Consider the following 11,664-nt stretch of genomic DNA (forward strand, 5'->3'; position numbering starts at 1 on the left):
CATGGCCGACGGATCCGGACCGGAGAGGCCGCGCCCCACCTGTGCCGCCGCACGCCGGCGCACGGGCCGTCCCCCCACTGCACCACCAGAGATGAGAACGTCCCGCATGAGCACCGGTCTGCCGCGATCCGGCACCCCGAAGCCGTCTGCCCCCCACCCGTCGGGCCTGCGCCGCAAGAGCCCCGAGCGGCTCATCGCCGAATCCGGCGGCGACCTGGAGGGCCACGGCCTCAAGCGCACGATGGGCCTCTTCCAGCTCGTCTGCTTCGGGGTCGGCGCGATCGTCGGCACCGGCATCTTCGTCGGGCTCTCCGACAGCGTCGCCGAGGCCGGTCCCGCCGTCGTGATCTCGTTCGTCCTCGCGGCGATCACCTGCATCTTCACCGCCCTGTCCTTCGCCGAGCTGGGCAGCGCCATCCCGGTATCCGGAAGCTCCTACTCCTTCGCGTACGCGGCGCTCGGCGAGCGCACCGCCTTCCTCGTCGGCTGGTGCCTGCTCCTGGAGTACGGCGTCTCGGTCTCCGCCGTCGCGGTGGGCTGGAGCCAGTACGTCAACGAGCTGCTGGACAGCCTGTTCGGCTGGGAACTGCCCGCGGCCCTGTCCTCCGGGCCCGCTGACGGCGGTGTGGTCAACCTGCCCGCGGTCGTCGTGATCGCCATGGCCGCCACCCTGCTGGTGCGCGGCGTCCGGGAGAGCGCCACGGCCACCGCCGCCATGGCGGTCCTCAAGATCGGCATCCTGGTCGCGTTCTGCGCGGTGGCGTTCAGCGCGTTCCAGGACGACAACCTCATGCCGTTCGCCACCCACGGGCTCGGCGGGATCACCGCGGGCGCGTCGCTCGCGTTCTTCTCCTACATCGGCTTCGACGCCATCACCACCGCCGGCGAAGAGGTCAAGAACCCCCGCCGCAACATCCCGATCGCCATCCTGATCTGCATCGGCGTCGTCACCCTGCTCTACTGCGCCGTGGCGCTCTCCGCCATCGGCGCGATCGGCTCGGACGACGTGGCGAACAAGAGCGCGGCCCTCTCGATCGCCGTCAACCAGGTCACCGACTCCTCGGTGGGCGGCGGCATCATCGCCTTCGGCGCGGTCGTCGCCATCGCCTCGGTAGTGCTCGCCGTGATGTACGGGCAGACCCGCATCCTGATGTCGATGTCCCGCGACGGACTCATTCCGCGCGTCTTCGAACGGGTCTCGCCCACGACCCACACCCCGGTCGCCAACACCTGGATCGTCGCCTGCGTCTTCGCGGTCCCGGCCGCCTTCGTCCCGCTCGACGTCGTCGTGAACCTGACGACCATCGGCACGCTCGCCACGATGGTCGCCGTCAACGTCGCGGTGGTGGTGCTCCGCCGCCGCAACCCCGAGCTGAAGCGGTCCTTCCGGGTCCCGCTCTACCCGGTCAGCCCGCTGCTGGGCGTCGCCTTCTGCCTGTATCTGATGTACGGGACCGGCTGGGCGACCTGGGTCCAGTTCGCGGTCTTCCTGGCCGTCGGCTCGCTCCTCTACGCCGGCTACGGCCGCAAGCGCTCCCGGCTGGTCAGCTCCCCGGCGACGGACCCGGCTGCGCCGGTATCGCCGGAAGCGTGAACCACACGGCCTTGCCGTGCTCCGTGGTGCGGTGACCGCACGCGGAGCTGAGGGTCCGGATCAGCAGCAGGCCGCGGCCGTGCTCCTGCCAGGGATCGACCTCGAAGCCCGGCTGCGGCCGGGACAGGTCGCCCGGCGGGGCGGGGTCGCGGTCGTGCACCTCGACCTGGCAGCCGGTGGGCATCAGCTCCACGACGAGCTCGATGGGCTCGCCGCCCAGGGTGTGCTCGACGGCGTTGGCCACCAGCTCGGCGGTCAGCAGTTCGGCGGTGTCGCTGTCGGCCGGGGCGTCGATGTCCGACAGGGCCGTACGGATGAGAGCCCGGGCGATCGGCACGGCCGCGGTGGAGTGCGGCAGGGCGATGCGCCAGGAAGCGGGGACGGGGACATCGGGCGGCACGGCAGGGTTTCCGTTCGGGAGCGGGTCTACCTGAAGCGGGAGGTCTCGGCCTCGGACAGGCGTCTTCTCTGGTTCACACGTCGTACTCGTGTCGAGACTTCCTGGTTTCAACCTTACGAACCGCTCCGGCCCAGCCATAGGGGCGGTCGGCCGGAGCAAAGGGGACTTTCGCCACAACAGTCTCATGGATGCTGTATTGCGACCTCGTGACGGTAGTCACGCTTGAGTGATAACTTCGGAGGCGGAACGCGACCCGCGCACGGCCGGCACCAGCCCGATCGCTGAAGGGGACCCCTCCATGAGCCCGTTTCCCAGCTCGGCCCCGAGCGCCGAGGAATGGCGTCATCTCCGGCTGACCCGGGACGACGGTGTGGCAACCGTCACATTCTCCCGCCCCGAAAAACTCAACGCGCTCACCTTCGGCGCCTACGCCGATCTGCGTGACCTCCTCGCCGAGCTCTCCCGGGAACGCTCCGTCCGCGCCCTCGTCCTCGCCGGGGAGGGGCGCGGCTTCTGCTCCGGCGGCGACGTCGACGAGATCATCGGCGCCACCCTGGCCATGGACACCGCGCAGCTCCTCGACTTCAACCGGATGACCGGACAGGTCGTCCGGGCCCTGCGGGAGTGCCCCTTCCCCGTCGTCGCCGCCGTCCACGGGGTCGCGGCGGGCGCCGGAGCCGTCCTGGCCCTCGCCGCCGACTTCCGGGTCGCCGACCCCTCGGCCCGCTTCGCCTTCCTCTTCACCCGGGTCGGCCTCTCCGGCGGCGACATGGGCGCGGCCTACCTGCTGCCCCGGGTCGTCGGCCTAGGCCACGCCACCCGGCTCCTGATGCTCGGCGACGCGGTCCGCGCCCCCGAGGCGGAGCGGATCGGGCTGATCAGCGAGCTGACCGAGGAGGGGAAGGCCGACGAACGCGCCGCCGAGCTGGCCCGCCGCCTCGCCGACGGCCCCGCCCTCGCGCTCGCCCAGACCAAGGCACTGCTCACCGCCGAGCTGGACATGCCGCTCGCCGCCTCCGTCGAACTGGACGCCAACACCCAGGCCCTCCTGATGCACGGCGAGGACTACGCGGAGTTCCACGCCGCCTTCACCGAGAAGCGGCCCCCGAAGTGGCAGGGGCGGTAGCCGTGCCGGGCGGCGGACCATCCGTGCGGCGCATCGCGGTCGTCGGCGGCGGCCCCGGCGGTCTCTACGCCGCTTCCCTGCTCAAACGGCTCGGCCCGGACCGCGAGGTCACCGTCTTCGAGCGCAACGCCGCCGACGACACCTTCGGCTTCGGCGTCGTCCTCTCCGACGAGACCCTCGGCGGCATCGAACACGCCGACCCCGAGGTCCACCGCGCCCTCAGCCGCGAGTTCGTCCGCTGGGACACCATCGACATCGCCCACCGCGGCCGCACCCACACCTCCGGCGGACACGGCTTCGCCGCCCTCGGCCGCCGCCGGCTCCTGGAGATCCTGCACGAGCGCTGCGCCGGCCTCGGCGTCGACCTCCGCTTCCGCACCCCGGCGCCGCCCGCCGCCGAGCTCGCCGCCCACCACGACCTGGTCATCGCCGCCGACGGGGTGCACAGCGCCACCCGCGCCGCGCACGCCGACGCCTTCGGCCCGAGTATCACCGAACACCGCAACCGCTACATCTGGCTCGCCGCCGACTTCGCGCTCGACGCCTTCCGCTTCGAGATCGCCGAAACGCCCTACGGCGTCGTGCAGTTGCACGGCTACCCGTACGCCGCCGACGCCTCCACCGTCATCGTCGAGATGCGCGAGGAGGTGTGGCGCGCCGCCGGACTCGACACCTGCGACCCGGCCGAATCCACCACCCGCTGCGCCAAGTTCTTCACCGAGGCCCTCGACGGCCGTCCCCTGCGCGGCAACCGGTCCTCCTGGCTGGCCTTCCGTACGGTCACCAACTCCCGCTGGTCCCACGGCAACACCGTCCTCATCGGCGACGCGGCCCACACCGCCCACTTCTCCATCGGCTCCGGCACCAAGCTCGCCGTCGAGGACGCCCTCGCCCTGGCCGCCTGCGTCGAGGAACAGCCCGACCTGCCGTCCGCGTTGACGGCGTACGAGGCCGAGCGCCGCCCGGTCGTCGCCTCGACCCAGCGCGCGGCCGCCGCCAGTCTGCGCTGGTTCGAGGAGCTGGCCCACTACGTCGGCCAGCCGCCCCGGCGCTTCGCGTTCAACCTGCTCACCCGCAGCCGCCGGGTCACCCACGACAACCTCCGGCTGCGCGACGCCTCGTTCACCGCCGCGGTCGAGCAGGAGTTCGGCTGCCCGCCCGGCACCCCGCCGATGTTCACCCCGTTCCGGCTGCGCGGCCTGGAGCTGCGCAACCGCGTCGTCGTCTCACCCATGGACATGTACTCCGCCACCGACGGGCTGCCCGGCGACTTCCATCTCGTCCACCTCGGGGCGCGCGCGCTCGGCGGCGCCGGGCTCGCCATGACCGAGATGGTCTGCGTCAGCCCCGAGGGCCGCATCACCCCCGGATGCACGGGCCTGTGGAACGACGAACAGGCCCTGGCCTGGCGGCGGATCACCGACTTCGTCCACACCTGCGCCCCCGGCGCGGCCATCGGCGTCCAGCTCGGCCACTCCGGCCGCAAGGGCTCCACCAAGCTCATGTGGGAGGGCATCGACCAGCCCCTGGACAGCGGCAACTGGCCCCTGACAGCCGCCTCCCCGCTCCCGTACGCCCCCGGCGTCAGCCAGGTCCCGGCCGAGCTGGGCCCTGCCGGACTGGTCGCCGTACGCGAGCAGTTCGCGGAGGCCGCCCGGCGCGCCGCCGACTCCGGCTTCGACCTCCTCGAACTGCACTGCGCCCACGGCTATCTGCTCTCCGGCTTCCTCTCCCCGCTCACCAACCACCGCACCGACGCCTACGGCGGATCCCTGGCCGGCCGGCTCCGCTTCCCCCTCGAAGTCTTCGACGCCGTGCGCGAAGTCTGGCCGGAGGAACGGCCGATGACCGTCCGGATCTCCGCCACCGACTGGGCCGAGGGCGGCACCGACGCCGAGGACGCCGTCACCATCGCCCGCGCCTTCGCCGAGCACGGGGCCGACGCCATCGACGTCTCCACCGGTCAGGTCGTGCCCGGGGAGCGCCCCGAGTACGGCCGCTCCTACCAGACACCGTACGCCGACCGGATCCGCAACACCGTTGACGTCCCCGTCATCGCGGTCGGCGCGATCTCCTCCTGGGACGACGTGAACTCCCTGCTCCTGGCGGGCCGCGCCGACCTCTGCGCCCTGGCCCGTCCCCATCTGTACGACCCGCACTGGACCCTCCACGCGGCCGCCGAGCAGGGCTACACGGGCCCGGGCGCGCCCTGGCCCCTCCCGTACGGCGCGGGCAGCCGCACCCCGCCCACCGGCCGCACCGACGGACCGAAGCCCCGGCTCACGCTGGGGTGACGCCCTCGGGCCCGGCGGCCGTCAGGCACGTGTGGCAGAGGCACGGCGTGGGGTGCGGCGCGCCGTGGTGCGTCTCGCGGTAGCCGGCGGCGAGCCGCTCCAGCAGACCGGCCAGTTCCTCGGCCTCCTCCCGGGACCGAGGGCGCGCCGCGATCGCTGCGGAGCGGCGCAGTACCGCCGGAGCGAACACCTGCTTGGCCCGGAAGGTGTGCAGATGGCGCGAGCCGGTGTCGACGGTGATCCAACGGCCGGTGCGGGCCCGCCCGATGGTGGTCACCTGCTCGTGCCCCATGCCCGGGTAGGTGTCCACGACGTACACCTTGGCCCCGCCCCGGAACGATCTGGTCCCCGGCCGCAGCTCCTGCCCGCCGTCCCCGAACCGCCGCCACCGCACCACGTTCGCGGCGACGAGCCACACCGGCTCGGGGGTCACGGGCTCCGCCGGGCCCTCCCGCTCCGCCGTCACGTCTCCCTCCGCAGCTGCACCCGGTCCGCCACCGGTTCGTAACCGATGCGCAGATACACGCCGTTGCTCGTCGGGTTGGCCAGGTCCGTGAAGAGCAGGACCTCCGCAGCGCCCTCCGCCAGGGCGGCCCGCGAGGACTCGGCCGTCACAGCGGCCCCGTACCCCCGGCCGCGGAACTCCGGCGGGGTGTACACCAACGTCACCCGCACCGTGCCCGCCAGTATCCGGGTGCGCCCCGCGAGGGCCACCGGTCTGCCGCCGCTCTCCCAGAGGGTGAGCGACCCGCGCTCCGTTCCCTCGTCGACCAGCCACTCGGCCGAGGACTTGGGCTGCCCGGTCGCGCCGGCGAACCCCTCCGCCCATGCCACCAGCAGTGCCCGGTCCGCCCGCGTCGCCGCCCTGGCCCGGCCCTCCGGCGCCGGGGAGGGCGGCCGCAGCGTGCCCAGCCGGTACAACCGCTGCTCCTGCACGGTCCGGTAGCCCGGCAGCCGGGCGGCCAGCAGCGCCGTGATGTCCCGGTCCGCGTTGACACCGTCGAGGTCGGGACCCGCCCCCAGGGCCTCCACCAGCGGCGCCACCGCCTCCGGGGGCACGGCGGTCAGCATCGCCGCATGCGGCGGCCTGCGTACCAGAGTCCCCGTCACTGCCCCGTCCGCCCCGCGCCACCACCCGAACACCGGATCGGCCGTCCCGTAGTGATGTGCGCCGGAGCTCCGCAGCCGCTCGGTGACGCTCAGCGCCACCGTGTGCTCGACGGGCCGCGCGGCGAGCGAGGGGCCGGCCGAGGCGAGGAACACCTCGACGTCATGGGTGAAGGTCCAGGTCATGCCCCATCCTGCCCGGGGGCGGCCGGCCGGGACACCCGGATTTCCCTCCGCACGGGGGTCATCCCCGCACGAACCGCTCCCCGGCGTCCCGCAGCCGCTCGTGCAGCCGGCCGAACACCTCCGCGGACCGGCCGCCCGGCCAGTCCGCGGGCAGCAGCTCGGTGGGCAGACCCGGGTCCGCGTACGGGAGTTGCCGCCAGGAGTCCAGCGCCAGCAGATAGTCCCGGTAGGCCGTCTGCGGGCGGGGTGCGCCGTCGGCCCCGGACGCCTCCCAGTCCCGCAGCACCGGTTCGTGCAGCTCCAGGAAGTCGTGGTGCAGGCGCGCCACCGCGTCCAGGTCCCACCAGCGGGCGACCGCCTCGCGGGTGGCGGCGAAGCCGAGGTGCTCGCCCCGGAACAGGTCGACGTACGGGTCGAGTTCGAGCCGTTCCAGGGTGTGCCGGGTCTCCTCGTACAGTCCGGCCGGAGCGATCCACACCCCGGGCGCGGCCGTGCCGAAACCCAACCGGGCCAGCCGGGAGCGCAGCACATGGCGCTTGCTGCGCTCCGCCTCGGGCACGGAGAACACCGCGAGCACCCAGCCGTCGGCGAGGCTCGGCGCGGGGTGCCGGTAGATCCGCCGGTCCCCGTCGTCCAGCAGCTGCCGGGCGTCCGGCGACAGCGCGTACCCGGCCGAGCCGTCCCCTGCCCGGGCGGCCACCAGCAGCCCGCGCCGTTTCAGTCGGGAGACGCACGAGCGTACGGAGGGGGCGTCGACGCCCACGGCGTGCAGCAGGCGGATCAGCTCGGACACCGCGAACGGCGCACCGTCCGCCGGGCGGCCGTAAGCGCCGTAGAGCGTGATGATCAGGGAGCGGGGGGTGCGCAACTCGGCCACGTGATCACTCTAGAGCGGGTGGTGCCGGAGCAGGAACCGCTGGAGCTTGCCGGTCGCCGTGCGGGGGAGCGAGCTGTGGAAGACGAAGACGCGCGGGCACTTGTGCGGGGCGAGGTTGGCCTTCATATGGGCGCGCAGCGAGTCCGCCGTCTGCTCCGAGCCCTCGGTCAGCACCACGTGCGCCACCACGATCTCGCCGCGCAGTTCGTCCGTCCGGCCCACCACGGCCGCCTCGGCGACCTCCGGGTGGCGCAGCAGGGCGTCCTCCACCTCGGGGCCCGCGATGTTGTACCCGGAGGAGATGATCATGTCGTCGGCGCGGGCCACGTAACGGAAGTAGCCGTCGGGTTCGCGGACGAAGGTGTCGCCGGTCAGGTTCCAGCCGTGCCGGACGTAATCCGTCTGGCGGGGGTCGGCGAGATAACGGCAGCCGACCGGGCCGCGTACGGCGAGCAGCCCCGCCTCGCCGTCGGGCAGCTCGTCCCCGTGCTCGTCCACCACCCGCGCCTGCCAGCCCGGCACGGGAACCCCGGTGAGGCCGGGCCGGATCGCGTCGTCGGCGGCCGAGATGAAGATGTGCAGCAGTTCGGTGGCCCCGATGCCGTTGATGATGCGCAGGCCCGTGGCCTCGTACCACGCTCGCCAGGTCGCCGCCGGCAGGTTCTCCCCGGCCGACACGCAGCGCCGCAGCGCCGACAGGTCGTGGCCGTTCAGCCGGCCGAGCATCGTGCGGTAGGCCGTCGGCGCGGTGAACAGCACCGAGACCCGGTGCCGGACCAGCGCGGGCAGCAGATGCTGCGGACCCGCCTGCTCCAGCAGCAGCGTCGAGGCCCCGGCCCGCAGCGGGAAGACCAGCAGTCCGCCCAGGCCGAACGTGAAGCCCAGCGGTGGGCTGCCCGCGAACACGTCGTCGGCCGAGGGGCGCAGCACATGGCGGGAGAAGGTGTCGGCGATGGCCAGGAGGTCCCGGTGCAGATGCATGCAGCCCTTGGGGCGCCCGGTGGTCCCCGAGGTGAACGCGATGAGCGCGACCTCGTCGGCGGCCGTGTCCACCGCCCGGTACGGACCGCTCCTGCCCTCCGCCAGCCGGGCGAGGTCGTCGGGCCCGTCCCCGCCGAACAGGGTGATCCGCAGCCCGTCCACGTCCGCCTTCGCCAGGTCCTCCGCCGACCGGGCGTCGCACAGGGCGTGGCCGATGCGCGCCAGCGAGCAGATGGTGGCCAGCTCCGTGGCGCGCGCCTGCGCCAGTACGGTGACGGCGACCGCGCCCGCCTTCATGACGGCGAGCCAGCAGGCGGCCAGCCAGGGCGTGGTCGGCCCGCGCAGCAGCACCCGGTTGCCCGGCACCACGCCCAGATCCTCCGTCAGCACCCGCGCGATGCGGTCGACGGTCTCCCGCAGCTCGCCGTAGCTCCAGATGCCGCCGTCACCGGAGCGCAGCGCGGGGCGGTCGGCGCCGTACTCCTCGACCGTGCGGTCCAGCAGCTCGTGTCCGCAGTTCAGCCGGTCGGGGTAGCGCGGCGCCGGATCGTCCAGGAGGAGTTCCGGCCACTGCTCCGGCGGTGGGAGATGGTCGCGCGCGAAGGTGTCGGTGTGGGCGCCCGTGGCGCGCCCGGTCGGCTCGTGAGGCGCGCCGGGGACGCGTACGGAGGCGTCGGCGGCGGCTGCGGGCGTGTTCGGCGAGGAATTCGGCTCCATGAAGGATCGCCCCCTTGTCGCCTCTGGAGCGTATCGTTTGGGTGACGGTAGTCAACGGTCCGCGATAGGCCATGGCGTGCGATGCGATGCGACGAGATGCCACGCGACGCGACGGGGCACGCGACACGACGCGACAAGAGAGGCGCCGCCATGACGGCATTCTCCCTCGAACCGGAACAGACCGCCTGGTGCGAGGAGCTGCGTACGCTCGCCGCCCGGGAACTGCGCCCGCTGGCGGAGAAGGGGGAGCCCGGGCGGGTCAACCGCCCCCTGCTGGCCGCACTCGGCGAGCTGGGCCTCCTCGGCCGGATGCTGGGCTCCGGCGCGCTGGACCTGTGCCTGCTGCGGGAGTCGCTGGCCCGGGGCTGCACCGAGGCCGAGACCGCGCTCGCCCTCCAGGGCCTCGGCACCACGCCGATCGTCCAGGCCGGCACCCCCGCCCACCGCGAACGCTGGCTCCCCGAGGTCCGGGCCGGGCGGGCCGTCGCCGCGTTCGCGCTGAGCGAGCCGGGGGCGGGCTCCGACGCGGCGGCCCTGAGCCTGGCCGCCGAGCACACCCCGGCGGGCTGGGCCCTCACCGGCGAGAAGTGCTGGATCTCCAACGCCCCCGAGGCCGACTTCGCCGTGGTCTTCGCCCGCACCACCCCCGGCGCGGGAGCCCGGGGCATCACCGCGTTCCTGGTCCCGTCCGACCGACCCGGACTCACCGGCTCCGCCCTCGACATGCTCTCCCCGCACCCCATCGGCACCCTGGAGTTCGACGGCGTACCGGTCACCCCCGACGACGTCCTCGGCGAACCCGACCGGGGCTTCCGGGTCGCCATGAACACCCTCAACCTGTTCCGGCCCAGCGTCGGCGCCTTCGCCGTCGGGATGGCCCGCGCCGCGCTCGACGCGGCCCTCGCCCACACCGCCCACCGCACCGCGTTCGGCGGCCCGCTGGCCGACCTCCAGGCCGTCTCGCACCAGGTAGCGGAGATGGCCACCCGCACCGAGGCCGCCCGGCTGCTGGTCTACGCGGCGGCAGCGGCGTACGACGCGGGGGAGAGCGGGGTGCCGCGCCGCGCGGCGATGGCCAAGCTGTACGCCACCGAGACCGCGCAGTACGTCGTCGACGCCGCCGTCCAGCTGCACGGCGCCCGCGCCCTGCGCCGGGGCCATCTGCTCGAACACCTCTACCGCGAGGTCCGCGCGCCGCGCATCTACGAGGGCGCGAGCGAGGTGCAGCGCACGATCATCGCCAAGGAGCTGTACACGAACGCCGTCCAGCAGCCGTCCGAGCCCCCGACCCAGGAGCCGCCCGTATGAGTCCGTCGCACCGGATCAACCCGGCCGAACTCTCCCCGCCCACCGGTTTCAGCCACGCCGTCGTCGCCACCGGCGGGCACCTGGTCTTCCTGGCCGGGCAGACCGCGCTCGACCCGGAGGGCAAGGTCGTCGGGGCCACCCTGCCCGAGCAGTTCGCGCTCGCGCTCGGCAATCTGCTCACCGCTCTCCACGCGGCCGGCGGCGCCCCCGCCGATCTCGCCCGGGTCACCGTCTACGCCACCGACGTGGACGACTACCGCTCCCACTCCGCCGAGCTGGGCCGGATCTGGCGCAGGCTCGCGGGGCGCGACTACCCGGCGATGGCCGTCATCGGGGTCGCCCGGCTCTGGGACGAACAGGCGATGGTCGAGATCGACGGGGTCGCGGTTCTCCCGTGAGAGCCCGGCCCCCGAGTAGCGGCGGCGGGGCGCCGGGGCGAGGCTGAAGTGGTCCGGATACCGAGCCGACCCGGGAGAGACCGCGGTGACCAGCCGACCGCCCCCGCGCCCCGCCGCCAAGTCCTACGACGGGGAGGGCATCGTCGTCGGCTTCGACTCGCACCGCTGCCTGCACGCCGCCGAGTGCGTACGCGGTCTCCCCGCCGTCTTCGACGTCGACCGCCGCCCGTGGGTCCAGCCCCACAACGCCCCCGCCGACGAGGTCGCCGACGTCATCCACCGCTGCCCGAGCGGCGCCCTCCAGTACCACCGCACCGACGGCATGCCCGACGAGATCCCCGACGTCCCCACCCACGTGTCGCTCCACGCCGACGGCGTGCTGCACCTGCGCGGCGACCTGGAGATCGCCACCCCCTACGGCCCCCGCCACGAGACCCGGGTGATGCTCTGCGGCTGCGGCGCCACCGCCAACCCGCCGTACTGCGACCACAGCGGACCCTGCGCCGGGCACGGCTGAGACCGGGGGCGGCGGAGGCGGCCGGCGCGCTCGTCGACCGCCACGCGATGCTCCGGGGTCCTGCCCGAGCGGCGACCGACCACGGTCCGGACCACCCGTGAGGGCGGCCGGCTGAAGCCCGGCGCCCCTTGCGTCACCTCATGACGGCAGTGCGCGGCG

The 11,664-nt window shown here is 73.7% G+C and carries 11 protein-coding genes; 6 read left to right on the plus strand and 5 right to left on the minus strand.

Annotation, left to right across the window (positions count from 1 at the left end; genetic code table 11):
• Positions 1 to 106: 106 nt before the first annotated feature.
• On the plus strand, positions 107 to 1,594 hold the full coding sequence (locus RNL97_RS25910; protein WP_243315470.1) for an amino acid permease: 1,488 nt from the start codon (positions 107 to 109) through the stop codon (positions 1,592 to 1,594).
• Here the strand turns inward: RNL97_RS25910 and RNL97_RS25915 are convergent.
• Positions 1,545 to 1,994: an ATP-binding protein gene (locus tag RNL97_RS25915; protein ID WP_030581445.1), complete on the minus strand. Its 450-nt coding sequence runs from the start codon at positions 1,992 to 1,994 to the stop codon at positions 1,545 to 1,547. The genes RNL97_RS25910 and RNL97_RS25915 overlap by 50 nt on opposite strands.
• Positions 1,995 to 2,292: 298 nt before the next feature.
• Here RNL97_RS25915 and RNL97_RS25920 point away from each other — a divergent pair, with 298 nt between their 5' ends.
• On the plus strand, positions 2,293 to 3,120 hold the full coding sequence (locus RNL97_RS25920) for an enoyl-CoA hydratase family protein (protein WP_030581448.1): 828 nt from the start codon (positions 2,293 to 2,295) through the stop codon (positions 3,118 to 3,120).
• Positions 3,105 to 5,414 (plus strand): bifunctional salicylyl-CoA 5-hydroxylase/oxidoreductase, encoded by a 2,310-nt coding sequence (locus tag RNL97_RS25925; protein WP_313751251.1) that lies wholly within the window; start codon positions 3,105 to 3,107, stop codon positions 5,412 to 5,414. Before RNL97_RS25920 ends, RNL97_RS25925 begins: the two co-directional genes overlap by 16 nt.
• On the opposite strand, the gene RNL97_RS25930 is transcribed toward RNL97_RS25925, so the two are convergent.
• Genes RNL97_RS25930 through RNL97_RS25945 form a run of 4 tightly spaced genes read right to left on the minus strand, consistent with a single transcriptional unit; the run spans position 5,401 to position 9,282 of the window.
• Complete coding sequence (locus RNL97_RS25930) at positions 5,401 to 5,880, minus strand: hypothetical protein (protein ID WP_313751252.1); 480 nt, start codon at positions 5,878 to 5,880, stop codon at positions 5,401 to 5,403. The two genes, RNL97_RS25925 and RNL97_RS25930, sit on opposite strands and share 14 nt — an antisense overlap.
• Positions 5,877 to 6,707 (minus strand): GNAT family N-acetyltransferase, encoded by an 831-nt coding sequence (locus tag RNL97_RS25935; protein WP_313751253.1) that lies wholly within the window; start codon positions 6,705 to 6,707, stop codon positions 5,877 to 5,879. The genes RNL97_RS25930 and RNL97_RS25935 overlap by 4 nt, the downstream gene beginning before the upstream one ends.
• A gap of 58 nt (positions 6,708 to 6,765) precedes the next feature.
• Positions 6,766 to 7,584 (minus strand): PaaX family transcriptional regulator, encoded by an 819-nt coding sequence (locus RNL97_RS25940; RefSeq protein ID WP_030581460.1) that lies wholly within the window; start codon positions 7,582 to 7,584, stop codon positions 6,766 to 6,768.
• A 9-nt stretch (positions 7,585 to 7,593) separates the two neighbouring features.
• Positions 7,594 to 9,282 carry an AMP-binding protein gene (locus RNL97_RS25945; protein WP_030581463.1) on the minus strand — a complete coding sequence of 563 codons (1,689 nt, stop codon included), beginning with the start codon at positions 9,280 to 9,282 and terminating at the stop codon, positions 7,594 to 7,596.
• Positions 9,283 to 9,432: 150 nt separating this feature from the next.
• Between RNL97_RS25945 and RNL97_RS25950 the strand changes: the two genes are divergently transcribed.
• The 3 genes from RNL97_RS25950 to RNL97_RS25960 all read left to right on the plus strand — a co-directional run bounded on the left by RNL97_RS25950 (position 9,433) and on the right by RNL97_RS25960 (position 11,505).
• Complete coding sequence (locus RNL97_RS25950) at positions 9,433 to 10,590, plus strand: acyl-CoA dehydrogenase family protein (protein ID WP_313751254.1); 1,158 nt, start codon at positions 9,433 to 9,435, stop codon at positions 10,588 to 10,590.
• Positions 10,587 to 10,988 carry a RidA family protein gene (locus tag RNL97_RS25955; protein WP_030581469.1) on the plus strand — a complete coding sequence of 134 codons (402 nt, stop codon included), beginning with the start codon at positions 10,587 to 10,589 and terminating at the stop codon, positions 10,986 to 10,988. Before RNL97_RS25950 ends, RNL97_RS25955 begins: the two co-directional genes overlap by 4 nt.
• A gap of 85 nt (positions 10,989 to 11,073) precedes the next feature.
• A complete protein-coding gene (locus RNL97_RS25960; RefSeq protein WP_030581472.1) occupies positions 11,074 to 11,505 on the plus strand; it encodes a (4Fe-4S)-binding protein in 432 nt (143 codons plus the stop codon).
• The last annotated feature ends 159 nt before the right edge of the window (positions 11,506 to 11,664 follow it).

This window comes from Streptomyces parvus (assembly GCF_032121415.1).
Classification (GTDB): Bacteria; Actinomycetota; Actinomycetes; order Streptomycetales; family Streptomycetaceae; genus Streptomyces; species Streptomyces globisporus_A.